The sequence below is a fragment of the Sphingobium olei genome (assembly GCF_042678845.1).
Classification (GTDB): Bacteria; Pseudomonadota; Alphaproteobacteria; order Sphingomonadales; family Sphingomonadaceae; genus Sphingobium; species Sphingobium olei.
This window is the reverse complement of sequence record NZ_JBHTLS010000135.1, coordinates 504,620-529,984: the sequence shown is the minus strand read 5'-3', so window position 1 is coordinate 529,984 and position 25,365 is coordinate 504,620. Positions and strand designations below refer to the sequence as shown.

Below are 25,365 nucleotides of genomic sequence, written 5' to 3'. Positions count from 1 at the left end.
CTCGAAATGAACGGAAATGATGTAAATGCGCTGCCCCTTCTGTTCCCATGAAGACAGCCAGGTGAAGGACAGCCGTCCGACCGAGGACAACGCCGCCATCCGCCGCCGCCGCCAGTGCGAGGCATGCGGCGCGCGCTTCACCACGTTCGAGCGCATCCAGCTTCGCGACATCTGGGTGGTGAAGAGCGAGGGGCGCAAGGAAGCCTTCGACCGCGACAAGCTGGCCCGCTCCGTGGGCATCGCCTGTCGCAAGCGGCCGATCGATCCCAGTCGGCTGGAAAAGCTCATCTCCGGCATCCAGCGCCAGCTCGAAACCAGCGGCGAAAGCGAAATCCCTGCCCGCGCGATCGGCGAAATGGTGATGGAGGGCTTAAAGCGCCTCGACAGCGTCGCCTATATCCGCTTCGCCAGCGTCTACAAGGATTTCACCGACGCCAAGGATTTCGAGGAGTTCGCGGGCAGCGTGCAGGAGGTGGCGCGTGAGTGACGTCCCGCGGCCGGTGATCGTTCTCGTCCGTCCGCAGTTGGGCGAGAATATTGGCAAGGCGGCGCGCGCCATGCTGAATTTCGGGCTGACGGAAATGCGGCTGGTGTCGCCGCGCGATGGCTGGCCCAATCCTGATGCAGGCCCCGCCGCAGCCGGTGCGGACGTGGTGCTGGACGGCGCGCAGGTTTATGAGACGCTGGCGGACGCGGTGGCGGACTGCGCTCATGTCTATGCCACCACGGTTCGCAAGCGCGGCGTCACCAAGCCGGTCGTGACACCCGAGGAGGCGGCGCGCGAGATCCACGCCGCGCCGGGCCGCAGCGCCTATGTGTTCGGTCCCGAGCGGTCGGGGCTGGAAACGGAAGACGTCGCGCTCGCCCGCAAGATATTGACGGTGCCGATCAATCCCGACTTCGGATCGCTCAACCTGGCGCAGGCGGTGATCCTGTGCGCCTATGAATGGTCGAAGCAGGCGAAGCTGGAGCAGCCGACCGTCACCGACCTTGGCGAACCCGCGCCGCAGGAAGAGCTAGAGGGAATGATCGCCCAGTTCGAGACGCTGCTGGACGCGGCAGGCTATTTCTTCCCGCCCGATCGCGCGCCGGCGACCAAGCGGACGCTACGCAACCTGCTGACCAAGCCGGGCTGGAACCATCTGGAGGTCCGCACCCTGCGCGGCGTGCTATCTTCCCTCGCCCACCCTCGCCAGCGTTAGCCCCGCGTCCGGTCGAACGCGTCCATCTCATAGGCGATGGACAGTTCGACCAGATGATTCCAAAGCTCCGCGATCAATTCGCCGGGCAGCCCTGCCGCCTCCGCCTCGGCGCGGGCATTGGCTATCACCTCCGCCTTGCGCGCTTCGTCGCGCACTGCCGCGCGGTCGTCCTTGATCCGCGCGGCGGCGCGCATATGGGCGAAGCGTTGGGCCAGCAGCGCAACGATCTGGCGGTCCAGATTGTCGACGCCTGCGCGCACCTGCGCCATAGTCGTGTAGCTTTCGGGGTTCATGGGAGCGGACCTAAGCTGTCCGGCGCGGCCTGTCGAGGGCTTGACAGGCTGGCCTCCCCTCGTCATAGGCGCGCCTTCGCAATTGGCTCCGCACTCCGGTGAAGCGGTGGCCCTGCCCCTGAAACACGGCAAGCAGGCGAGACCGGAACCAACGTTAGAAGCAATTGAGGAAAGATTTCATGTCGAAGCGTTCCAGCGCAAAGTACAAGCTCGACCGCCGGATGGGCGAAAACATCTGGGGTCGCCCGAAGAGCCCGGTCAACAAGCGTGAATATGGCCCCGGCCAGCACGGCCAGCGCCGCAAGGGCAAGATGTCCGACTATGGCATCCAGCTGCGCGCCAAGCAGAAGCTGAAGGGCTATTACGGCGACATCACCGAAAAGCAGTTCAAGAAGAACTATGTCGAGGCCGCGCGCATGAAGGGCGACACCGGCCAGAACCTCATTGGCCTGCTGGAGCGCCGCCTGGACGCGGTCGTCTATCGCGCCAAGTTCGCGCCCACCATCTGGTCGGCCCGTCAGATCGTCAGCCACGGCCACATCTATGTGAACGGCGTCAAGTGCAACATCGCCTCGCGTCTGGTGAAGCCGGGTGACGAGATCACGCTGGGCAAGAAGGCGCAGGAAATGGCGCTGGTCCTGGAAGCGCAGAGCCTGCCCGAGCGCGACATCCCCGACTATGTCTCGCCCGACGGCGCGACCAAGGTCACCTATGTCCGCGTTCCCACGCTGGACGAAGTGCCCTATCCGGTGAAGATGGAACCGAACCTGGTCGTCGAATTCTATTCGCGCTAAGTCCTTCGGACAAAGAGTTCAAAAGGGCGGCCCCGCAAGGGTGCCGTCCTTTTTCATGCGCGCAACAATCTTGCGCGTCTTCCCGCGCGGTGGCATCACCTGACCAGTTGTAAAACAGAGGGATATCCATGCGCAGTTCCATCGCCGCGGTCGCCGCCGTCCTCGCCCTTTCCTCGCCGCTTGTTGCTCAAGCGGCTCCCACGAAGGCCGCCGCCGCGAAGAAGGGCGTGGAGCCCTCCCTCGACACGATGAAGCGGCTGGTGAAGGAGTTGTCCTCCGACGCGTTCGAGGGCCGTGCGCCCGGCACGTCCGGCGAGGAAAAGACGCTTGCCCTGCTCGCCGCCGAGTTCGGCAAGTTGGGCCTGAAGCCCGGCAACAAGGGAAGCTGGTTCCAGGACGTTCCGCTGGTGGAAATCAACGCGAAGAATGTGTCGCACCTCAGCTTCTCGGGCGGCAAGGCCGCCGTTACCGCCGCCTACGGGCCGGAGATGGTCGTCGGCACCTATCGCACCACACAGCCGCATATCGAGGTTAAGAACAGCCCGGTCGTCTTCGTCGGCTATGGCATCAACGCGCCCGAAAAGGGCTGGAACGACTATGCCGGGCTGGACGTGAAGGGCAAGACGGTCATCATCCTGGTCAATGATCCCGATTATGAGACGCAGGGGCTGACCGGCCCGTTCAACGGTCGGGCGATGACCTATTATGGCCGCTGGACCTACAAGTTCGAGGAAGCGGCGCGGCAGGGTGCCGCGGCCGCGATCATCGTCCACGACACGGTGCCCGCCGCTTACGGCTGGAACGTGGTCCAGTCGAGCTGGACCGGGGCGCAGCATGTAGCCGACAGCGCCAACGGCAATGCCGACCAAGCCCAAGCGATCGGCTGGATCCAGAAGGACAAGGCGGCGGCCCTCTTCGCCAGCGCGGGCCTCGACCTCGATCAGCAGATGGCGGCGGCCAAGCGGAAGGGCTTCAAGGCGGTGCCGCTGACCGGCGTCGTTGCCAGCGTCTCCTTCGACAATGATCTGCGCAAGCACAGCTCGAAGAATGTCGTCGCGCTGCTGCCGGGCAAGACGCGGCCGGACGAATATGTGCTCTACAGCGCGCATTGGGATCATCTGGGCCACTGCCAGGCCGCCCCCGATGGTGACGACATATGCAACGGCGCGGTGGACAACGCCACCGGCACCGCGGCGCTGGTCGCCCTGGCGGAGGCCAATGTGAAGGCCGGCCCCACCGACCGTAGCCAGGTTTTCCTGGCGGTGACCGGCGAGGAATCCGGGCTGCTCGGTTCAGCCTATTATGGCGCGCATCCGGTCTTCCCTTTCCGCCAGACGGTGGGCGGCGTCAACATGGACGCGCTGAGCGTCGCGGGCCTCGCCAAGAATGTCGTCGTCATCGGCAAGGGCAAATCGCAACTCGACGCCTATCTCGACCGCGCGCTCGCCGGCCAGGGCCGCGTCGCCACGCTGGAACCGACGCCGGAAAAGGGCTTCTATTATCGTTCTGACCATTTCAGCTTCGCCAAGCACGGACTGCCGATGCTCTATTTCGAGGGCGGCGAGGATTTGGTGAAGGGCGGCACCGCGGCAGGCATGGCCGCGGCGGAAGATTATACCAAAAACCGCTATCATGGCCCCAAGGACGAATATGATCCCAACTGGGACTGGAGCGGCGTGCTGGCGGATCTGAAGCTCTATTACACCGTCGGCCGCGATCTCGCCACGAGCGCCGACTGGCCCAACTGGGTGGAAGGCGACGAATTCCGCGCCATTCGCGACAAGGACCGGACGGGGCAGTAAGAGCCGGCCCCGTCCTGCGTGGCGGACCTACTTCCCCGCCGGGGAGTAGGTCCAGCTTTGCGCGTCGCTGCCGTCCATCCGCGACGTCTCCGCCATGAGCAGCCGCCCTTCGCGCCAGTAGCGGATGCGCTGCGGATAGTCGTGGCGGGGGTTGGCGAAAACAATGTCGCGCACGCCTTGCTCGACTACGGGGAAGATGGTGGCGGAGCCACCCTCCGGCGCGGCGTGGAAGGCGAGCGCTCCGTCCGCCCCGCGCACGATCCGCATCACTTCCCAGTTCGCCAGGCTTTCGCCGCGTCCACTCCGTCCCACGCCGATCATCACGCCGCCGCGCGGAAGCGTCCACACCTCCTCCGTCCAGCGGTCGCCGCGCTGCTGCTGCCATTCGCCGGTCAGCCAGTCGGGCAGTTCCGCAGCGGCCGCGCCGCCCGCCTGCATCAGCATCAGCGCTGCGGCGACGATCGAAACTCCTATCCTCATGGCTTACGCCCTCTGTCCAGATACGGCCCGGCGCGTTATGGAGCGCGCATCATCCCGCTATCACGGATCGGCCCGCGCCGAGCAAGGACGAGATTTCATGACTTTCCGTATGCCCGCCGAATGGGCGCCGCACGACTGGACCTGGATTGGCTTCCCGGCCAATCCAGCCGAATGGCCGGGTGCGTTCGATGCCGCGCGCGAACAAATCGCCGCCTTCGCCAGCGCGCTCCATGCCGGTGGCCGGGGAGAGCAGGTGCGGCTGGTCGTGGACAACGAAATGGACGCCTCCATCGCGCGTGAGATGGTCGCTCCGGGTGTCCACATCGTTGTTCAGCATCTGGGGGACATATGGTTGCGCGACACTGCGCCGATCGCCGTTCTGAACGGCGCGGGTGGCCGCGCGCTGGTCGATTTCGGCTTCAATGGCTGGGGCGGCAAATATCGGATGCCGGGCGACGAGGATATCGGCGCGCGGCTGGCGGCGACCACTGGCCTGCTTACGCAGACCCAGCATTGGGTGTTCGAGGGCGGCGCGATCGACACGGACGGCACCGGCCTGTTCGTGACGACCGAGCAATGCCTGCTCAACCCGAATCGCAATCCGAACCTGGACCGGGGCAAGATCGAGACGCTGCTGGCGGGCAGCCTTGGCCTGTCGGACATGCTGTGGCTGGGCGACGGCCTGATGAACGACCATACGGACGGGCATGTCGACAATCTCGCCCGCTTCGTCGCGCCGGGCACGCTGGCGCTGCCGATCGCGACGACCGATGACGATCCTAACGCCGCCATCTATGCCGGCGCCCGCGCCCGCGCCAAGGCGCATGGGGTGGAGGTGGTGGACATCCCATCCCCCGGCCGGGTCGAGGTGGATGGCGAGGCGATCCCCGCCAGCTACATGAATTTCTATGTCGGCAATGCCGCCGTCATCGTCCCCGTCTATGGCCGACCCAACGATCAGGCGGCACTCGACGCGTTTCGCCCCTTCTTCCCCGGCCGGGATATTGTCGGGCTGCGCAGCGACGCCATATTGTCGGGCGGCGGCAGCTTTCACTGCTGCAGCCAGCAGATGCCCTCCCTCTGAGCCGATCGGGAAAGAGAATGACCAAGGTTACCGTCGCCGCGTTGCAACTCGCCTTTTCCGACGACATGGACGACAATATCGCCATGGTCGCGGGCCATGTGCGCAAGGCGGCCATGCGCGGTGCGAAGATCATCCTGCCGCCCGAACTGTTCGAAGGCCCCTATTTCTGCAGGGAGGAGGACGAAGCGCTCTTCTCGACCGCGCAGCCGACGGAAACTCATCCGGCGGTGCAGGAAATGCGCAAACTGGCGAAGGAACTGGGGGTCTATATTCCCACCAGCTTCTTCGAGCGGGACGGCCACCATTATTACAACTCGCTCGCCATGATCGACGACGCTGGCGAGATCATGGGCGTCTATCGCAAGAGCCATATTCCCGATGGGCCGGGTTACGAGGAGAAATATTATTTCCGCCCCGGCAACACGGGCTTCAAGGTGTGGAACACTCGGTACGGCACGATCGGCGTCGGGATCTGCTGGGACCAATGGTATCCCGAAAGCGCGCGCGTGATGGCGCTCATGGGCGCGGAAATGCTCTTCTACCCGACTGCGATCGGTTCGGAACCCTATGACGCGGACCTCGACACCAGCCGCATGTGGCGGCGCGCGATGATCGGCCACGCGGTCAGCAACTGCATGCCGGTGATCGCCGCCAACCGCATCGGCGACGAGGAAGGGCAGCGTTTCTACGGCCACAGCTTCATTAGCGACGAATGGGGCGACTTCCTAGCGGAGGCCGACGCAAAGGACAATGGCGCGCTGGTCGCCACGCTGGACCTCGCCAAGGCGAAGACGCACCGCGCGGGCATGGGCTTCTTCCGCGACCGGCGGCCCGAACTCTATGCCCGCATCGCGCAGGATATCTGAGACGATGGCGGACGCAGCGCCCGACGAGCTCACCCGTCCGCAGAAGCGTGTCCTCAAGCGCCTATACAACGGGCGCACGATCCCCGTCATCGTGGAGCAAACGCCGTTCCTCACTTATCGCGACGCCACCCGCTTCCTTCTCGCCCTGCCCCGAGACGCGCGCGAGGCCGCTTACGCGGTCATGAAGGCGCAGGAGAAGGAGGACCGGCGGTAAGCCGGCGCGCGGTCCTATGGCCCTGCACGATTATGCGCTGGCATTAGGATCGAACCGCCCGCTGTCCGCGCGGCGCACACCGGCCCGCCTAGTGGCGGAAGCGGCAAGCCTGGTCGGCGAGGCGATGCGCGTGGCCGCGCTGTCGCCCATAATCCTGACGCGCCCGCTCGGCCCTTCGTCGCGCCTCTTTGCTAACGCCGCTCTGCTGGTCGAAAGCCCCCTTGCCCCCAGTGAGATGCTGGCATTTCTCCAGGACATCGAGAAGCGTCTCGGCCGCCTTCGCCATCGTCGCTGGGGCGCGCGCAGCATGGACGTCGACATCATCCTATGGTCGGGCGGGCCATGGCGCAGCAGGACGCTCACCATCCCGCACGCCGCCTGGCGCGACCGTGCGTTCGTCCTAGCCCCGCTTGCGGCCATAGGACCAAAGCTGCGCGACCCCCTATCCGGATTGACCGTGCGCCATCTTCACGCCCGGCTGCAAAAAGCCAAAGCCAAGGTTGACCATCGCCCCCGCCGCCATTAGGGCGGCCTCCACCCCATGAGGCGGGCCCTTAGCTCAGTCGGTAGAGCAACTGACTTTTAATCAGTAGGTCGCTGGTTCGAATCCAGCAGGGCTCACCACCGCGATCGATCGTGCGGCGACATCGCGCTCCCCTTCCGGCAGATGGAAGAGGCAGGATGCATCCGATCCATTGACGCAGATGGCAAGGCCGCTGTCCCGATAGCGCAGCACCAGGCCGCGGCGGGACGGGTCTTCCCATTGATCGATCCGCAGGGGGTATCCGTCCTCCGACAGCCATTCGACCTCTCCGTCCGTCAGGAACCGAGCATCCCGAAGTTCCGCACTTCTCGCCCGTAGCTTCGCCAGCGCGAAGGCGTGCGCTTCCAGCACGACATCCCGCCCTTCCCAGTCGATCCAGCCGATCGCATTATCCTGCGCATAGGCATTGTTGTTGCCCTGCTGGGTGCGCCCGAACTCGTCCCCCGCCGTCATCATGATCGTTCCGCGCGAGAGGAACAGGGTCGACAGCAGCGCCATGATGTCCCGGCGGCGGGCATCGCACATGGCGGCATCATCGGTTGGCCCCTCGACCCCGTTGTTCCAGCTGAAATTCTCGCCATGACCGTCGCGATTCTGCTCACCATTGGCCTCGTTATGCCGGTCCCGATAGGCGGTGAGGTCGGCCAGCGTGAAGCCGTCATGCGCCGCAAGGAAATTGACGCTGCGGGTCATGTCACCGGAAAAGATGTCGGACGATCCGGCAAGCCGCGTCGCGAAGGCACCCAGCATCCCGTCATCGCCGCGCCAGAAGCGCCGCATATCGTCGCGATAGCGGTCGTTCCATTCGAGCCAACCGTCTCCGAACCGCCCCAGTTGGTAACCGCCGGGGCCGATGTCCCAGGGTTCGGCAATCATGACCCGATCGGCCAACAGGGGATCGGCGCGCATCTCCTGAAGCAGGGGCGCGGCCGGATCGAAGCCGTGCTCCAGCCGGCCCAGCGCAGGACCGAGATCGAAACGGAAGCCGTCCACGCCCGCCTCCCGCACGAAGTGACGCAATGAATCGAGGATCAAGCGCCGCACGATGGGCGCGTTGCAGGCGATGCTGTTGCCCGTCCCGGTATCGTTGATGAGGCTGCCATCGGCGGCGTGACGGAAATAGCCCCGCGCATCGAGGCCGCGCAGCGACAATGTGGGGCCAAGGACGTCGCTTTCGCCGTCATGATTATAGACCATGTCCAGGATGACGCCGATCCCTGCGGCATGAAGCGCCTCCACCGCGGCACGCAATTCCGCGAGGCCACCCGGCGCGATGCGGGGATCGAGCGCGAACCAACTGACGGGATTGTAGCCCCAGGCGTTGGTGAGACCAAGCGGACCCAGATGCCGCTCGTCGATCCAGGCGTTGATCGGCATCAGTTCGATCGCCGAGACGTGCAGCGCCTTGAGATGCGCGATGATCGCCGCATGCCCGAGCGCCGCGATCGTTCCGCGCTGGGCTTCGGGCACCTCGGGATGCAGCATGGTGAAGCCACGCACCTGCACTTCGTAGATCAGCCCGCCCGGCGCAAAATGCGGCGGCGTGGCCGATATCGGCGGAAGGACGGGCATCACCATGCCCTTGGGCATCAGCGGGGCGGTGTCGGTCCCCTCTCCCCGGCGCGCGGCGAGCATCGGATCGTAGCGGAACGGCCGGTCGACTGCCCTTGCATAGGGATCGATCAGCAGCTTGTCGGGATCGAACCAAAGGCCCCCATCGGGATCGTAAACCCCGTCCGCCCGCAGTCCGTAGCGTGTGCCGACGCCTGCGCCTGCCACTTCGACATGCCAGACCCCTTCCGCGTCGCGCAGCATGGGGATGCGGCTTTCGCGGTCGCTAGCATCGAACAGGCAAAGCCAGAGCTGCGCGGCGTCGGGCGACCAGACCGAAAAGCGCGTGCCCCCGGCTCCCACCAGCGGCCCCAGGGTCACACCGCCTCCGCGATCAGCCGCGCATAGAGCGCAGCATAGCGCGCCGCGCTGTTTCCCCAGGAGAAGTCCGCTCGCATCCCCGCCCGCTGCATCGCCAGCCAGACCGGCGCGTCCCCATGAAGCTGCACCACGCGGTTGATCGCGCCATGCAGGGCCAGAGGATCGGCCGGCGCGAAGACGATGCCGGTCGCCGCGCCGGCGGCAATCGCCGCTTCATTGGCGTCGATCACTGTGTCCGCCAGCCCCCCGACGCGCGCCACCACCGGCACGCAGCCATAGCGCAGCGCATAGAGCTGGGTGAGGCCGCACGGTTCGAAACGGGACGGGATCAGAATGGCGTCGCCGCCTGCCTGCATCAGGTGCGACAGCGGCTCGTCATAGCCGATCTGGACGCCCACACGACCGCGATGCCGCTCCGCCGCGCTCAGGAACGCGCCCTCCAAAGGCGCGTCGCCCGATCCCAGCACGACCAGCTTGCCACCCAATCCGACCAGATGGTCGATGGTGTCCACCATCAGGTCCAGCCCCTTCTGCCAGGTCAGGCGACTGATGATGACGAAGATCGGCCCGGCGTCGGCATCGAGACCGAAACGCCGCTCCAGCGCGCGCCGGTTGGCGCTTCTGGCTGCGAGCGATCGCGCCTGATAGCTTTTCGGCAGCAGCGGGTCGGTCGCCGGGTTCCAGACCTGCGTGTCGATCCCGTTCAATATGCCGTGCAGCCGGTCGACCCGTCCGTTGATGAGGCCATCCAGCCCCATGCCGTTCATCGGCGACCGGATTTCCTGCGCATAGGTGGGACTGACCGTGGTGATGGCGTCCGCCGACACCAGACCCGCCTTCAGAAAGCCGATGCCGCCATAATATTCGACGCCGTCCATGCCCCATGCTTCGGGCGGCAGGTCGAGCGCGGGGAATATCTCGGCCCCGAACCGGCCCTGAAAGGCGAGATTGTGGATCGTCACCAACCGGGGGACGCCCGCCGCCGCGCCGTAACGCATATAGGCTGGCGTCATCGCCGCCTGCCAGTCATGGACATGGACGATGTCGGGCCGCCAGTCCTTCAGGGTGCCCGCCGCAATGTCCGCGCCGACCCGCGACAGAGCGGCGAAGCGCCGCCAATTGTCGCTCCAATCCTGTCCGCTCGCGTCGCCATACAGGCCGCCGTCGCGCTGGAAAAAGGCTGGCGCGTCGAGCACGAGCAGGGAAAGGCCCTCAACCTCGCCCGCCAGCACCGACGCGCTCTCACCGAACAGATCGGTATAGCGCGCCAACCGCCTGCCCTTGCCAAGCCGCGCCAGCACCGCCGGATAGCCGGGCACCAGCGTCCGCGTCTCGACGCCATGCGGCGCAAGCGCCCCCGGCAGCGCGCCGACCACATCGGCCAGCCCGCCGGTCTTCACCAGCGGATAGATTTCGGATGCAACCGACAGCAGTTTGATGGACACGCCCCCTGCCCCCCTCCGTTCAGCGCACCAGCGCGTCGATCATGGGCTGGGTGATGAGGCAGACCCCATTGTCGCTGACCCGGAACCTTTGCGCGTCATGTTCGGGATTTTCGCCGACGATCAGGCCAGGCGGGATGATGATGCCGCTGTCCACCACGCATTTGTGCAGCCGCGCGCCGCGCCCGATCTCGCAATTGGGCATGATGACGCTTTCGGTGACGGAGGAGAAGCTGTGCGTGCGCACGCCGGAGAAGAGCAGGCTGCGGTGGAGCGACGATCCCGACACGATGCATCCGCCCGCCACCAGCGAGGATGTGGCGGAACCGCGCCGACCATCCTCATTATGCACGAACTTGGCGGGCGGCGTGACCTCCGAATAGGTCCAGAGCGGCCAGCTGCGATCATAAAGGTCGAGCGCGGGAACGACATCGGTCAGGTCGATGCTCGCCTGCCAGTAGGCGTCGATCGTGCCGACATCGCGCCAATAATGTTCCAGCTCGCTTTCGGCGCGCACGCAGCTGCTGGAAAAGCGGTGGGCCACCGCTTTTCCATGCTTGACGATATAGGGGATGATGTCGCCGCCGAAATCGCGCTTGCTACCCGGCGTATCGGCATCGCGGCGCAGTTGCTCGATCAGGAACTTGGTCTTGAAGACATAGATGCCCATCGACGCCAGCGCCATGTCCGGCTGGCCGGGAATGCCGGGCGGATCCTTGGGCTTTTCGACGAAGGCGGTGATATTGTCCTTGTCGTCCACATGCATCACGCCAAAGCCAACCGCTTCCATGCGCGGCACCTCCAGGCAGCCGACGGTCACGTCGGCCTCCGTGTCGCAATGCTGCTGGAGCATCAGCTCATAGTCCATCTTGTATACATGGTCGCCCGCCAGGATGACCATATATTCGGGCGCATAGGCTTCGATGATGTCGATATTCTGGAACACGGCGTCGGCCGTGCCCTCATACCACTGGCTTTCGGATATGCGCTGGCTGGCCGGCAGGATGTCGAAGCTCTCGTTGCGTTCGGGGCGGAAGAAGTTCCAGCCGCGCTGCAGATGCCGGATCAGCGAGTGCGCCTTATATTGCGTCGCGACGCCGATGCGTCGGATGCCGCTGTTGAGCGCATTGGACAAGGCGAAGTCGATGATCCGCGCCTTGCCGCCGAAATGGACGGCGGGCTTGGCGCGCTTGTCGGTCAGTTCGGCAAGCCGGCTGCCCCGCCCGCCCGCCAGGACATAGGCCATCGCATCGCGGGCAATCGGCTGATATTTGCTGCTCACTTCGGCCTCTCCTTCATGCCCGCTCGATCGACCGGCGGTTCAATAATCCAGTTCCAACATCAAGGTTGCAAAGGGCGGGATGGTGATGTTGGCCCATCCTTCCTCATCGGCCTGAACCAGGCCCATATTGCCCGCGCCGCTGCCGCCATAGTCATGCGCGTCGCTGTTCAGGATTTCGCGCCACTTGCCGCCCGATGGCAAGCGCATCCGATAGCTGTGGCGCAGGATCGGCGTGAAATGGCTGATGACGACGACCGGGCGTGCGCCCGGCGCGCGGCGGACCCAGGCAAAGAGGCTGTCGGCCGCGGCGTCCGCGAGCACCCATTCGAACCCTTCCCCTTCGCAATCGCGCGCGTGAAGGGCCGCATTCCCGCGATAGAGCCGGTTGAGGTCGGCCACCAGCGCCTGCACCCCGCGATGCGGCGCATGGTCCAGGCTCCACCAGTCCAGCGCGCGCGCCTCGCTCCATTCCGCCCGCTGCGCGAATTCCTGCCCCATGAACAGCAGCTTCTTGCCGGGATAGCCCCACATCATGGCGTAATAGGCGCGCAGCGTGGCGAATTTCTGCCAGTCATCACCCGCCATCTTGTTCAGCAGCGATCCCTTGCCATGCACCACCTCGTCATGGCTCAATGGCAGGACGAAATTCTCGCTGAAGGCGTAGACCAGGCCGAAGGTGATGTCGTCATGATGATGGGCGCGATGGACGGGATCGCGCGCCAGATAGCGCAGCGTGTCGTGCATGAAGCCCATATTCCATTTGAAGCCGAAGCCGAGGCCTCCTTCATGCACCGGCCGCGACACGCCCGGCCAGCTGGTCGATTCCTCCGCGATGGTCACGACGCCCGGATGCCGGCCGTACAGATCCTTGTTCATCTGCTGGAGGAAGGCGACCGCCTCCACATTCTCGCGCCCGCCATGGTCGTTGGGGATCCATTCGCCCGGCTTTCGCGAATAATCGAGGTAGAGCATGGACGCGACGGCATCGACGCGCAGCCCGTCCACATGGAATCGCTCGGCCCAATAGAGCGCGTTGTTCACCAGGAACTGCGCCACTTCCCGCCGGCCATAATTGTAGATCGCGGTGTTCCAGTCGGGATGGAAGCCCTTGCGCGGATCGGCATGTTCGTAGAGCGCGGTGCCGTCGAAGCGAGCGAGGCCATGTTCGTCGGTCGGGAAATGCGCCGGCACCCAGTCGAGAATGATCCCGATCCCCGCCCGGTGCGCGCCATCCACGAAGCGCGCGAACCCTGCCGGATCTCCGAAGCGGGCGCTTGGCGCATAGAGGCCCAGCGTCTGATATCCCCAGCTCGGATCATAGGGATGCTCGCTGATCGGCAGGAATTCGATATGGGTAAAGCCCATGCCGACGACATAGGGGATCAGCCGGTGCGCCAGCTCGTCCCAGCTGAGGAAGCCGCAGTCTTCCGCCCGCTGCCACGAACCGGCATGGACTTCGTAGATCGACATGGGCTGCCGGCGCGCATCACTCTCCCGCCAATAGTCGCGGTGCCGATCGTCGCCCCAGTCATGGTCGAGCGGCGCGGCGACGATCGACGCGGTCGAAGGGCGCATCTCCGCCTGGAAGGCGAAAGGATCGGCCTTCAACGGCAGCATGACGCCATCCGCGCCGACAATCTCATATTTATAGGGCGTGCCCGCGCCGACTTCGGGCACGAACAATTCCCATAGGCCCGCGTCAGCGCGCCGCCGCATGAGGCCACGCCGCCCGTCCCAGCGGTTGAAGTCTCCCACCACCGACACGCGCCGCGCATTGGGAGCCCACACCGCGAAATGCGTGCCGTTCACGCCTTCGTGGGTCATGATGTGCGCGCCCAGCTTGTCGAACAGGCGGCCGTGCGATCCTTCGGCCAGATAGTAATCGTCCATCGGCCCCAGCACCGGACCGAAGCCATAGGGGTCGATCAGGCTGTAGGTCGATCCGTCGCCGAAGGTCACGTCGTAGCGCAGCGGCTGCCGCTCCGCGATCGACACCGGACCAACGAACAGGCCAGCCGGATCGATGCGTTCCAGATCGCCCACACTCTCACCCGCCAGCGTCCGCGCCTCCACCGTCACTGCATCGGGCATCAGCAGCCGTGCGGAAAAACCCTTCCCCTCGGCATGGATGCCCAGCGCTGCGAAGGGATCATCCTCCTGCCCCTGGACGAGCCGGTCGATCTGTTCGGGCGTCAACACGGGGGCGGCGCACTCCTCATGCGGGGATTTTCCAGATGTCGTTGGCATATTCGCGGATCGTGCGGTCGGACGAGAACCATCCCATGCGCGCGACATTGAGGATCGCCTTCTTCGCCCACGCCCGCTCGTCCGCCCACAGCGCGTCCACCTGGCGTTGCGCGGCGGCGTAGCTGTCGAAATCGGCGGCGACCATGAACCAGTCATGATCGTAGATGCCCTGAACCAGCCCCTTGTAGCGATCGGGATCGTCGGGGGAGAAGACGCCGCCGGCGATCGCCTGCAACGCCTGCCCCAGTTCCCGGCTGCCCTCGATCACGTCGCGCGGGACATAGCCGTCCGCGCGCCGGGCATTCACCTCCTGCGCGGTAAGCCCGAAGATGACGATATTCTCTTCGCCCACATGATCGCGCATCTCGACATTCGCGCCGTCGAGCGTGCCGATGGTGAGCGCGCCGTTGACGGCGAACTTCATGTTGCCAGTGCCCGACGCCTCCATGCCCGCGGTCGAGATCTGCTCCGACAGGTCGGCCGCAGGGATCATCACCTCCGCCATGCTGACATTGTAATTGGGCACGAACTGGACCTTGAGCAGGCCCTGCACCGCCGGGTCGTGGTTGACCGCGCGGGCGACATCGTTCGCCAGTTTGATGATCAGCTTGGCATTGTGATAGCTTGGCGCGGCCTTGCCGCCGAACAGCTTCACGCGCGGCACCCAGTCCTTTTCCGGGTGCGAGCGGATCTGGTCGTAGAGCGCCACCGCCTCGATGATGTTGAGAAGCTGCCGCTTATATTCGTGGATGCGCTTGATCTGGATGTCGAACAGGGCCGACGGGTCGATCCGCGCCGCCACGCGCTGGCGCAGCAGATCAGACAGCGCGGCCTTGTTGGCGCGCTTGACCGCCAGGAAGCGGTCCTGAAAAGCGCTGTCGTCGGCGAAGCGATCCAGCTCGCGCAGCGCCTCCGCATCGTCGAGGAAGCGTTCGCCGATCGCCTCGCGAATGAGGCCGGCCAGACCCGGATTGCATTGCATCAGCCAGCGGCGGAAAGTGACGCCATTGGTCTTGTTGTTGATCCGCGTGGGATAGAGGCGGTGGAAGTCGGAAAAGACGGTGACCTTCATGAGGTCGGTATGGAGCGCCGAAACGCCGTTGACGCTGTGCGATCCCGCGAACGCAAGATTGCCCATCCGCACGCGCCGCTCGCCGCCCTCGTCGATCAGGGAGATCGCGCCGATCGCGCCATCGTCGAACTGGCCGGAGCGCCGCGCCTCGCCCAGTAGGCGGCTGTTGACTGCATAGACGATCTGCATGTGCCGGGGCAGCAGCCGCTCGAACAGCGGCACCGGCCAGCTTTCCAGCGCCTCGGGCAACAGGGTGTGGTTGGTGTAGCTGAAGGTGCGGCGGGTAATGTCCCATGCCTCGTCGAAGTCGAGCCCATGATCGTCGACCAGGATGCGCATCAGCTCCGCGACCGACACTGCCGGGTGGGTGTCGTTGAGCTGGATCGCCGCCTTGTCCGGCAGCGTGCGGACGTCGCCGAAATATTGCACGTGCCGCCGCACAATGTCCTGCAGCGAGGCGGAGGAGAAGAAATATTCCTGCCGCAGCCGCAGCTCCTGTCCGGCAGGCGAGGAGTCGGCGGGATAGAGCACGCGGGTCAGCGCTTCGGCGCGATTGCTCTCGGCCAGCGCCCCCAGATGATCGCCCGCATTGAACTTGTCGAGCAGGATCGGGTCGATCGGCTGCGCTTCCCAAAGCCGCAACGTGTTGACGCGGTTGCCGCGCCAGCCCGCAATCGGCGTGTCGTAGGCGGTGGCGATGACGCGCTCATTGGGTCGCCAGCACATCTGGTGGGGTCCGGCATCGTCGCCCTCCGCCGGATCGACGCGCCCGCCAAAGCCCACTTCGTAGCTCGCCTCGCGCCGTTCGAACTCCCACGGATTGCCGTGCGCCAGCCATGTTTCGGGCAATTCGACCTGCCAGCCGTCGGAAATCTCCTGCCGGAACATGCCGTTCACATAACGGATGCCATAGCCATAGGCGGGCACATCGACCGTCGCCATGCTTTCCATGAAGCAGGCGGCGAGCCGGCCAAGGCCGCCATTGCCGAGCGCCGCGTCCGGCTCCAGCGCGGCGATAAGGTCGATGTCGACGCCCAGCTTGTCGAGCGCGGCCTGCAGGTCGTCGAGCATTTCCATATTGGACGCCGCGTCGCGCATCAGCCGACCGATCAGGAATTCAAGGCTGAGATAATAGACCCGCCGCCCCTGCTCCTCATAGGTTTTCTGGGTCGATGCGATCCAGGCGTCGATCACCCGGTCGCGTATCTCCATGATGACCGCATGGAGCCAGTCATGCGGCTTGGCCGCCGCCGCATTCTTGCCCAGGCGATAAGTCAGGCGCTCGACGATCTCGACGGCGATCCCATCCGGGTCGAGCCGCCGCGGTGTGGGCGTCGGAAGCGCGGTCTGCCCCTTGAACGTCATGGCGAAATCACCCCCTGCTGCTGAATATGGATGATGATGGCACAGCGTCCCTAGCCGCGCCATCGCCATTTTTGCGCTGCAGCAACCGAACGTGCCAGCCAGCCTTTCGATCCGTGCCAGCCGCTAACACCAATCAGGTCAGGGACGTTTGACGATGGCATCCGCCACGCCCTGCCGCAGCCGGGCACGGACGGGATAGGTGCTCGACGGCAGATGCTGGGTCATGAAGATGCCGATCAGGCGCTGGACTGGGTCAATCCAGAAGTAAGTCGAAAACACGCCGCCCCAATAATATTCGCCGCTGGCAAGGCCCATGGCGAAGCCCAGGCCGAAGCCGACGCCCTGATAATCCGCTTCGCTGAACATGGCGCGGGACAGGCTGGCAAGGTCGCCTCCGCCGGGCAGCTGGTTGGTGCGCATCCGCCGCACGGTCTCCGGCGCCAGCAGCCGCGCGCCGTCCAGCTCGCCTTCGCGCAACAACATGCGGGCGAAGCGATGATAGTCCGCAACACTCGACACCAGCCCGCCGCCGCCTGAATGGAAACAGCCGGTGCGCCGCCATGCGCTGCGCGCGCCATGGTCCGCGACGACGATGCCGCCGCCTTCGTCCAGCCGCCAGGCATCGGTCATCCTGTCCGCCTTCGCGTCCGGCAGCATGAAGGTCGTGTCGGTCATGCCCAGTGGCGCGAAGATGCGCTGCTGGAAGAAGGCTTCAAGGTCGAGGCCGCTCAACCGCTCGACCACGACGCCCAGCACATCGGTGGAGACGGAATAATTCCACTGGTCACCGGGCGAGAATTCCAGAGGCAGGCCGGCAAGCGCGGCGATGAACTGGTCGGACGTGCGCCTTTGCTGGAACTCGTCCAGCCCCAATTCCCGATAGCGCGCATCGATCGGCGTCTGCCGCTGGAGGCCATAGGTGAACCCCGACGTATGCCGCATCAGGTCGATCATCTGCATTGGCCGGGCAGGCACCGATCCATCCGTGGTGCCGACGCGCAGGCTCGCAAATTCCGGGATGACGTCCGTGACGGGATCGTCCAGCGCGACCTTCCCCTGCTCGACCAGCATCATGAAGGCGACTGACGTCACCGGCTTGGTCATCGACGCGATGCGATACAATGCGTCATGCCGCAGTGGCGCGCCATCTTCTCGCGCCCGCCCGCGCACCACCGATAACAGGAGCTGCTCGTCGCGCGAGACGAGCATGTGCATGTGCGGCAATTTCCCGCTCGCGACATAGGTGGCGTCCAGTTCCGCGACGAGCGCGTCCAGCCGGTCGGCGTCCATGCCGGCCGCCTCGGCCGCCGCCCTGTCCGTCACCTGTCCCATGCTGCGCCGCCATATGCTGTTGCCATGGGGGCCATGGCTAGAGGAGTGGGACGGCCTCGTAAACCGCTTGGCGATTGCCAAAGCCCCTTCCTCTTCTTTATGGCGCAGGCCAGACCCGCTTGACTGGACGCTTCACCGGCATGGCCACAGGCCTCTCCCAGATTTTCATGGCCAATCGCGCCGCCCTGCTGCGCTTCCTGCGCGCGCGCGGCGCGGGGGAGGACGCTGAGGATCTGTTGCAGGACATATGGATGAAGCTGCAGGCGAAAGATGTCGGCCCGGTCGCCGATCCGCTGCCCTATCTATATCGCACGGCCAACAACCTGATGCTCGACCGTTACCGGTCCGCGTCGCGCCGTGAACGGCGGGAACAGGACTGGGCGGCAGGCGCCGGAGGCGTGATGGCCGATCCGACCGAAGAGGTGCCCGTCGACGAACGGATGATCCTCAACCAGCGGCTGGAAGAAGCGCAGGCGGTGCTGCGCGAACTTGGCCCTCGCGTGGAGCTGGTGTTCCGCCGTTTCCGGCTGGAGGGCGTCGGGCAAAGGGTCATAGCAGAGGAACTGGGCATCAGCCTGACCACCGTCGAGAAGGATCTGCAGAAGGCCTATCGCGCGATGCTGGCGCTCAAGCAGAAAATGGATACGGAATGATGGCGGCCGCGGCGTCATGTCCGACAAGGGGCAAGGAAACAGGGCTGGAGCCATGATGAACGAGGAGGCGCTGGGTTGGGTGATCCGCACCCGCGACCCCGATTTTGAGGACTGGACCGGCTTCACCGCATGGCTGGAGGCCGATCCTGCCAACGCGTCCGCCTATGATGCGCTGATGGCGGCGGACAGCGAAATGGACAGCCTGATCCCGGTTGCTCCTGTGACCCTGCCTGTCGCCGCAAATGACGCAGGGGACCGCCGTCCCCGCTTCCGCTGGATTGCCGGCGGCGCGGTCGCGGCGGCGCTCGTCGCGACTGTCTCGATCGCTGTCCTCAATCGCAGCGACATCTACAGCGTTACGACGCGACCGGGAGAAACCCGCACCATCGCGCTGGACGACGGCACCACCGTCCACCTGAACGGCGACACGACGATGCGCTTCGATCGCAAGGACGCGCGCTTCGCCGCCCTCGACCGGGGCGAAGCGGCCTTCACGGTGCGGCATGACGCGGCCAACCCGTTCCGCGTGACCGTGGGCGACGATGTGTTCGAGGATGCCGGCACCGTCTTCAACATCGTCCATAGCGGGGACGCAACCCGGATCGGCGTGTCGGAAGGCAAGGTCATCTACAATCCGAAGGCCGAAGCCATCGCCCTGCCCGCCGGGCGTGGTCTGACCGAAGATGCTGGCGGGTTGCGCGTTATGGACGTCGCCCCCGCCTCCGTCGCCAGCTGGCGTCAGGGACAGCTGATCTATGCCAACGCCACGGTATCGCAGGTGGCGCAGGACGCGTCGCGCTCGCTCGGCATCGCGATCCGCTACACGCCGCAGGCCGCTGCGATGCGATTTACCGGCACGATCCGCCTGGACCGCGACCCGGCGCGCTTCTTTGCGCAGGCTGCGCCCCTGATGGGCCTTGACGCCGTGCGTCAGCAGGACGGTTGGCTTCTGGAAGGAGGGAATGGGTCGCACGACTGACCTTCTGATCGCCATCGCCCCCGCCATCGCGATCATAGCAATAACGGCTACGCCCGCTTTGGCGGCGGACAGACAGGCAATAGACATCGCCCCCGGCCGGCTCGGGGAGGCGGCGATCGCGCTCGGCCGTCAAACCGGCGCCAGCATCGGCATGTCCGACCAGTCGCTCGCTCAGCTTCCCACGCCCGCCGTGCGGGGTACGCTTTCCATCGATTCTGCGCTCAAGGCGCTGCTGAAGGGCACTGGCGCAAGGGCCAAGCGCGTCGGCCCGGCTGGCTGGCGCATCGTGCGGGCGCCATCCTCGCCGCGCCCACCCGCTCCCGCGCCGATCCTCGCCGCGATCGCGCCCGCACCGGACCAGCCGCAGGCGGACATCATCGTCACGGCGTCGAAGCGGGACACGCCGCTGGCCCGCTATGCCGGCGTGGTCGAAACGCTGGACAGCAACCTGTTCAGCACCGCAGAGGCCGCCGGGGGGACCGTCGCCCTGCTCTCCCGCGTGGCGAGCCTCAGTTCCACCCATGCCGGCGCGGGCCGCAACAAGCTGTTCATACGCGCCATCGCCGATTCCGGCGTCGCGGGACCGACGCAGGCGACGACCGGCCAGTATCTGGGCGACATGCGTCTCAACTATGCCGCACCCGATCCCGATCTCAAACTCTATGACGTCGGCCGGGTAGAGGTGCTGGAGGGACCGCAGGGCACGCTGTACGGCGCAGGGTCGCTGGGCGGCATCATCCGCATCATGCCCAACGCGCCTAACCTTGGCGAATGGGGCGGGCAGCTATCGGCCGGCCTCAGCGCAACGCAGCGTGGCGAGCCGGGCGTGGACCTCTCCGGCACGATCAACATCCCCTTGGTCGCGGAAAAGGTGGCACTGCGATTGGTGGGCTATGGCGTTCGAGACGGTGGCTATATCGACGACTTGCGCCGCAATAGGGACGACGTGAACCGGGTGCAGACATGGGGCGGCCGCGCGGCGCTCCGCTTCGCGCCGGACGCCGACTGGACCATCGACCTCAACGGCGTCTATCAGCATATCGACGGCGACGACGCGCAATATGCGTCCCGATCCGTCGGCCGGCTGGAGCGCGCGTCCGCCGTAGCCCAGCCCTATGCGTCCGACTATTTGCTGGGCAATGTGCGCATCGAGCGACAGTGGGACACGCTGCGCTTTGTGTCCTCCACCGGCTATGTCCGGCATCATCTCGACGAAAGCTACGACGCGACGCAGCCGGAGGGATTTCCGGCGCTGTTCACCCAGCGCAACCATGTCGATATCTTCTCGACCGAAAACCGGATCGTGCGGGACATGGACAATGGCCTCGGCTGGATTCTCGGCGCCTCCTACCTTCAAAGCAGTTCCGAACTCCATCGATCCTTGACGGGCTTCGGGACGTTCGGGACGGCGATCGCGGAGCCGGTCATCATTCCGGGCGTGCCCATCTATGGCCGGGGCATTCCCGCGGCGGCAACCGGCGTGCGCAACCGCGTCAGGGAAGCGACCCTCTTCGGCGAAGCATCCTTCGAGCCGGTCCGCGGCCTTATAGCGACCGTCGGCGGACGCCTGACCAACAGCCGCCTGTCCGGCCGTGCACTCGACGCCGTCACCGCGCTTTCCACCGCGGACCTCGCGCGGGCGGAGGCGCAGGCCGACCGCGACGAGACGATCTTCCTGCCGTCCGCCTCCATCCTGACCGACGCATTGGGCGATGTGACGCTCTATGCCCGGTTCCAGCAGGGTTTCCGCCCCGGCGGCCTGGCGGTGGACGACCAGCGCGTCCGCCGCTTCCAGAACGACCGGATATCGACGGTCGAACTCGGCGCGCGAAAGGGCGTGCCCGGCCGCGACCGCTTCGCCGCCAGCGCCAATCTCGCCTGGACCGACTGGCGCAATATCCAGGCGGACGTGACCGACCGGATCGGCCTGCCCACGACAGCCAATATCGGGGACGGACGCATCTACACGGTGGAGGCGCGGGTGGTGCTGCGGCCCGTCGCGCCGCTGACGCTGGATGCCAGCATCATCTACAATGACAGCCGCCTGACGCAGCCGGCGGCCTTCCTGCGGACCCTGTCCTTTGCAGGGCGGTCGCTTGACTTGCCCAACGTCGCCAATCTCGGCGGTCGGATGGGCATCGACTGGCGCGCCGAAATGGGCGACGGCGGCATGCTGCACCTGTCGGGGTCCGCCCGTTATGTCGGCAAATCCCGCCTTGGCGTAGGCCCGATCCTCGGCCAGACGCAGGGCGATTATGTCGATACCAGCCTAGCGGCGAACCTTCGATGGGGCGCTGTCCAGTACAGCCTGTCGCTGACCAACCTGCTGAACAGCAACGGCAACCGCTTTTCGCTCGGCACGCCGTTCGATCTCAACACGGATTATTACACGCCGCTGCGTCCCCGCACCGTGCGGCTGGGCGTCGATTTCGCCTTTTAGATCAACTTTCTGCAGTTTCGCCCACGGAAGCCGGCTCTCTGCGCCGTCCTTGGGTCAACGCGCGGCCAATGGCCAGCGCGGCGCTCAGAGGAGACATCATGCGACATTACCTGGCCTGTACGGCCATCGCCCCCGTATTGGCAGCCCTGACCCTGTCCGACGCGTCAGCGGAAACGACCATCGGCACCGCCACCACGACCGCTGTCCGCACATCCACCGCCGCAAATGGCGCGGGGGACAGCATCACCATCAGTTCGGCGGGATCGATCACCCTGCCCTCCGGCGCCGCCGTGACGATGGACAGCAATCATGCCGTCTCCAACGCCGGCAACATTACGATCAACGACGCGGACAATGCGACCGGCATATTGGCGACGGCTGGGCGGAACGGCTCGGTCACGAACAGCGGCACAATCACGCTGACCGAAAACTACACTGCGACCGACACAGACAATGACGGCGATCTGGACGGCCCGTTGGCAAAGGGCAGCGGCCGCAACGCCATCTGGGTGCAAGCGGGTGCGGCGCATACGGGTGCCATCAGCCAGAACGGCACCATCTCCATAGAGGGTAACAACAGCGCCGGCGTCCGCATCGACGGCACCTTGAACGGTGCTCTGTCCACCAGTGGCGCCACCAACGTCATCGGCGACAACAGCTATGGCGTCCGCGCCAACGACATCAATGGCAATGTCACGTTGCGCGGCACGACCGTGGCGACCGGGGCCAACAGCGTCGGCGCGGCGCTGCTGGGCGATATCAACGGCGCGCTGAAGATCCAGGGTAGCATTGCCAGCACCGGCTATCGATCGACCACCCGCCCGACCGACGTGACCAAACTCGACGCGGACGACCTGCTGCAGGGCGGATCGGCCGTGGTGATCGCCGGCAATGTGAGCGGCGGCATCATCTTCGATATCCCGCCGACGCTCGATTCGACCAAGCCCGATGTGGACAATGACGGCCTCACTGATGCGAGCGAAGGGTCGGCCGTCATCACCAGCTACGGCCGCGCGCCGGCGGTGCAGATCGGGTCGGCCAGCCGCGACACGGTCATCGGCGCGGTCGCTGCCGGCGGCACCGGCTATGGCCTGATCGTCAATGGCAGCATCGCGGGTTATGGCGTCTATAACGGGGTGGACGCGAATGGCCTGGTCCTTGGCGGACTGGGAGGCGATGTGTCGATCGCCAGGGGCGTCAAGGTCGCCGGTTCCATCACCGCCGTTTCCTATGACAGCAACGCGACCGCCCTGCGTGTCGGGTCCGGCACGACTGCCGGCACGATCGAGGTCAACGGCAGTGTCGGCGCGACCGGCTCCGCCTCCACCGGGACCGCCGCGCGCGGACTGCTGATCGATAGCGGTGCGCAAGTGAACGGCATCGTCGTGACCGGCGGCATCGGCGCGGCGGCGCTGGACACCACAAAGGGCACGGCGGTCGCCATCCTCGACAGCAGCGGAACCGTGTCGAGCCTGTCGAACAGCGGCACCATCAGCGCGACCGGCGGCCTCACCAACATCGCGATCGATCTGCGCGCCAACAGCGGCGGCGTCACGCTGACGCAGGCGCTGGCGTCGGCCAATGCGACCGCCCCCACGATCAACGGCGCGGTCTATCTGGGGTCGGGCAATGACAGCATGACCGTGTCGGCGGGCCGCATCACCGGCAATATCGATCTGGGCGCTGGCAACGACAGCGTCAGTTTCGCTGGATCGTCGACGCTGACCGGCAATCTCGCCTTCGGCGCGGGCACGTCGGCCCTGTCCCTTTCCGATACCGCGAAGGTAACGGGCAATGTCGATTTCGGCGGCGGCACGGGCACGCTGACGCTGGGTGGTACGTCCGGCCTCTCCGGCTCCATCGTCAATGCCGGCAATGTCGCGGTGACGCTGAACGGCGGCACATTGGCCGCCAGCAACAGCGGCAGCGTGGCCCTGGGCAGCCTGACAGCCAATGGGACATCGACGCTGGGCGTTACGATCGACACCGCCAATGGCACCAACACACGCTATGACGTGGCCGGGGCCGCCAGCTTCGCCGCAGGATCGCGGGTGCAGGTGAACCTGACCCGCGTCGGCGGAGCGGCCGGCGACTATGTCATCGTGCGCGCGGGATCGCTGAGCGGCGCGCCGGTGCTCGATAGCGCCACCCTCCTGCCCTACATGTTCAAGGGCGGCGTCAGCGGCAACGCGGCGACGGGCGACGTCACCCTGTCGATCGCGGCCAAGAGCGTGTCGGATCTGGGACTCCAGGGATCGCTCGCGCGCGCCTATCCGGCGATCTTCAAGGCGCTGGACAATGACGCGGCGGTCGCTGGCGCCTATCTGGCGGTGCGGGACAGCGCCACGCTCAACGCCAGCCTGCGCCAGATGCTGCCCGACCATGCCGGCGGCACGTTCGAGGCGGTGACATCCGGATCGCGTGCGACCGCGCGCATCCTGTCAGATCCCAACGGCATCTACCGCACCCAGGACGGCCGCTGGGGCTTCTGGCTGCAGCAGGTCGGTTTCGGCGGGGCCAAGAGCGTCGGCGACACGGCATCCTACGACATCACCGGCTGGGGCGCTGGTGGCGGCGTCGAATATCTGTCCGAACTCGGCGCATTCGGCGGGTCCATCGCCTATCTGCACGGCAGCGATTCGGCAGGCGATTCCAGCAATGCGGTCGATTCCGACCAATATGGGCTGGCCGCCCACTGGCGCGGGCAATGGGGGCCGCTGCTGGCCTTCGCCCGCCTCTCGGCCGCGACTATCGGTTTTTCGGGCACGCGCCATTTCAACAATGGGACGGTCGCGCGCACGGCGGACGGTGACTGGGACGGCAAGCTCTACTCCGCGACCGCCGGCCTGTCCTACCAGCTGCAGATGGGCCGCTTCAGCCTGCGTCCCGCGGCAGGGGTCGACTATTACCGCCTGAAGGAAGACGGCTACAGCGAAACGGGCGGGGGCGACGCGTTCAACCTGACCGTGCTGGGCCGCACCAGCGACGAAACCACGGTCAACGGCACACTGACGGCCGGCTATGATTTCGGCAGCCTGAACCGCGAGGACAGCTGGGTGCGCCTGGAACTGGAAGGCGGCCGCCGTCAGATCGTCGGCGGATCGCTCGGTGACACGGTGGCCTATTTCAAGGGCGGCGACCGCTTCACCCTCGTGTCCGAAGAGCGCACCAACGGCTGGACCGGCCGCGCGCGCCTCTATGGCGGCACCGACACATTCCGCGTCGGCGGCGAGGTCGGCGCGGAGGAGCAACAAAATCATGTCGCCCTGTCATTTCGTGCGACGGTTAATTTCGTGCTGTGACGTCTAGGGAATGACAGGCGGGCCACACCCCAACGACCCT

Annotated in this window: 19 protein-coding genes, 1 tRNA gene and 1 pseudogene; 13 read left to right on the top strand and 8 right to left on the bottom strand. The window is 65.7% G+C overall.

Features of this window, described 5'->3' with window-relative positions; genetic code table 11:
- The first annotated feature begins 25 nt into the window (after nucleotides 1–25).
- Nucleotides 26–487, top strand: coding sequence for a transcriptional regulator NrdR (gene nrdR, locus ACFQ24_RS22365; RefSeq protein WP_328278353.1), 462 nt, complete (start codon nucleotides 26–28; stop codon nucleotides 485–487).
- A gap of 4 nt (nucleotides 488–491) precedes the next feature.
- Nucleotides 492–1,202, top strand: a pseudogene (locus ACFQ24_RS22360) (RNA methyltransferase); the annotation flags it as partial.
- Here the strand turns inward: ACFQ24_RS22360 and ACFQ24_RS22355 are convergent.
- Nucleotides 1,199–1,495 (bottom strand): chorismate mutase, encoded by a 297-nt coding sequence (locus ACFQ24_RS22355; protein ID WP_380915319.1) that lies wholly within the window; start codon nucleotides 1,493–1,495, stop codon nucleotides 1,199–1,201. The pseudogene ACFQ24_RS22360 and the gene ACFQ24_RS22355 sit on opposite strands and share 4 nt — an antisense overlap.
- A gap of 179 nt (nucleotides 1,496–1,674) precedes the next feature.
- On the opposite strand from ACFQ24_RS22355, the gene rpsD reads away from it, so the two are divergent.
- Entirely contained in the window at nucleotides 1,675–2,289 is a 615-nt protein-coding gene (gene rpsD / locus ACFQ24_RS22350) for a 30S ribosomal protein S4 (RefSeq protein WP_380915317.1), read from the top strand.
- Between the two features lie 128 nt (nucleotides 2,290–2,417).
- On the top strand, nucleotides 2,418–4,091 hold the full coding sequence (locus ACFQ24_RS22345) for a M28 family metallopeptidase (protein WP_380915316.1): 1,674 nt from the start codon (nucleotides 2,418–2,420) through the stop codon (nucleotides 4,089–4,091).
- Nucleotides 4,092–4,118: 27 nt separating this feature from the next.
- On the opposite strand, the gene ACFQ24_RS22340 is transcribed toward ACFQ24_RS22345, so the two are convergent.
- A complete protein-coding gene (locus ACFQ24_RS22340) occupies nucleotides 4,119–4,571 on the bottom strand; it encodes a DUF6265 family protein (protein WP_380915314.1) in 453 nt (150 codons plus the stop codon).
- A 97-nt stretch (nucleotides 4,572–4,668) separates the two neighbouring features.
- Here ACFQ24_RS22340 and ACFQ24_RS22335 point away from each other — a divergent pair, with 97 nt between their 5' ends.
- The 5 genes from ACFQ24_RS22335 to ACFQ24_RS22315 all read left to right on the top strand — a co-directional run bounded on the left by ACFQ24_RS22335 (nucleotide 4,669) and on the right by ACFQ24_RS22315 (nucleotide 7,359).
- Nucleotides 4,669–5,655: an agmatine deiminase family protein gene (locus ACFQ24_RS22335; protein ID WP_380915312.1), complete on the top strand. Its 987-nt coding sequence runs from the start codon at nucleotides 4,669–4,671 to the stop codon at nucleotides 5,653–5,655.
- Nucleotides 5,656–5,672: 17 nt separating this feature from the next.
- Nucleotides 5,673–6,521, top strand: a complete 849-nt coding sequence (gene aguB / locus ACFQ24_RS22330) for an N-carbamoylputrescine amidase (RefSeq protein WP_380915311.1) — start codon at nucleotides 5,673–5,675, stop codon at nucleotides 6,519–6,521.
- A 4-nt stretch (nucleotides 6,522–6,525) separates the two neighbouring features.
- Nucleotides 6,526–6,735 carry a hypothetical protein gene (locus ACFQ24_RS22325; RefSeq protein WP_380915309.1) on the top strand — a complete coding sequence of 70 codons (210 nt, stop codon included), beginning with the start codon at nucleotides 6,526–6,528 and terminating at the stop codon, nucleotides 6,733–6,735.
- A 16-nt stretch (nucleotides 6,736–6,751) separates the two neighbouring features.
- Nucleotides 6,752–7,261, top strand: coding sequence for a 2-amino-4-hydroxy-6-hydroxymethyldihydropteridine diphosphokinase (folK, locus tag ACFQ24_RS22320; protein ID WP_380915307.1), 510 nt, complete (start codon nucleotides 6,752–6,754; stop codon nucleotides 7,259–7,261).
- Between the two features lie 22 nt (nucleotides 7,262–7,283).
- A tRNA-Lys gene (locus tag ACFQ24_RS22315) sits at nucleotides 7,284–7,359 on the top strand.
- Here the strand turns inward: ACFQ24_RS22315 and glgX are convergent.
- From glgX to ACFQ24_RS22285, 6 genes are all read right to left on the bottom strand, one after another.
- Entirely contained in the window at nucleotides 7,322–9,211 is a 1,890-nt protein-coding gene (glgX, locus tag ACFQ24_RS22310; RefSeq protein ID WP_380915469.1) for a glycogen debranching protein GlgX, read from the bottom strand. The genes ACFQ24_RS22315 and glgX overlap by 38 nt on opposite strands.
- A complete protein-coding gene (gene glgA, locus ACFQ24_RS22305) occupies nucleotides 9,208–10,656 on the bottom strand; it encodes a glycogen synthase GlgA (protein ID WP_380915306.1) in 1,449 nt (482 codons plus the stop codon). The genes glgX and glgA overlap by 4 nt, the downstream gene beginning before the upstream one ends.
- Nucleotides 10,657–10,675: 19 nt before the next feature.
- Entirely contained in the window at nucleotides 10,676–11,935 is a 1,260-nt protein-coding gene (gene glgC / locus ACFQ24_RS22300; protein ID WP_380915304.1) for a glucose-1-phosphate adenylyltransferase, read from the bottom strand.
- Nucleotides 11,936–11,974: 39 nt separating this feature from the next.
- Complete coding sequence (gene glgB / locus ACFQ24_RS22295) at nucleotides 11,975–14,134, bottom strand: 1,4-alpha-glucan branching protein GlgB (protein ID WP_380915302.1); 2,160 nt, start codon at nucleotides 14,132–14,134, stop codon at nucleotides 11,975–11,977.
- A gap of 16 nt (nucleotides 14,135–14,150) precedes the next feature.
- Nucleotides 14,151–16,619 (bottom strand): glycogen/starch/alpha-glucan phosphorylase, encoded by a 2,469-nt coding sequence (locus ACFQ24_RS22290; RefSeq protein WP_380915300.1) that lies wholly within the window; start codon nucleotides 16,617–16,619, stop codon nucleotides 14,151–14,153.
- 138 nt (nucleotides 16,620–16,757) lie between these two features.
- Nucleotides 16,758–17,951 (bottom strand): serine hydrolase domain-containing protein, encoded by a 1,194-nt coding sequence (locus ACFQ24_RS22285; RefSeq protein WP_380915298.1) that lies wholly within the window; start codon nucleotides 17,949–17,951, stop codon nucleotides 16,758–16,760.
- A 140-nt stretch (nucleotides 17,952–18,091) separates the two neighbouring features.
- Between ACFQ24_RS22285 and ACFQ24_RS22280 the strand changes: the two genes are divergently transcribed.
- From ACFQ24_RS22280 to ACFQ24_RS22265, 4 genes are all read left to right on the top strand, one after another.
- Entirely contained in the window at nucleotides 18,092–18,604 is a 513-nt protein-coding gene (locus ACFQ24_RS22280; protein WP_380915467.1) for an RNA polymerase sigma factor, read from the top strand.
- A gap of 52 nt (nucleotides 18,605–18,656) precedes the next feature.
- Nucleotides 18,657–19,583, top strand: a complete 927-nt coding sequence (locus ACFQ24_RS22275) for a FecR family protein (RefSeq protein ID WP_380915296.1) — start codon at nucleotides 18,657–18,659, stop codon at nucleotides 19,581–19,583.
- Complete coding sequence (locus ACFQ24_RS22270; protein WP_380915294.1) at nucleotides 19,567–22,023, top strand: TonB-dependent receptor domain-containing protein; 2,457 nt, start codon at nucleotides 19,567–19,569, stop codon at nucleotides 22,021–22,023. Before ACFQ24_RS22275 ends, ACFQ24_RS22270 begins: the two co-directional genes overlap by 17 nt.
- A 98-nt stretch (nucleotides 22,024–22,121) precedes the next feature.
- Nucleotides 22,122–25,325, top strand: a complete 3,204-nt coding sequence (locus tag ACFQ24_RS22265) for an autotransporter outer membrane beta-barrel domain-containing protein (RefSeq protein WP_380915292.1) — start codon at nucleotides 22,122–22,124, stop codon at nucleotides 25,323–25,325.
- Nucleotides 25,326–25,365: the final 40 nt, after the last annotated feature.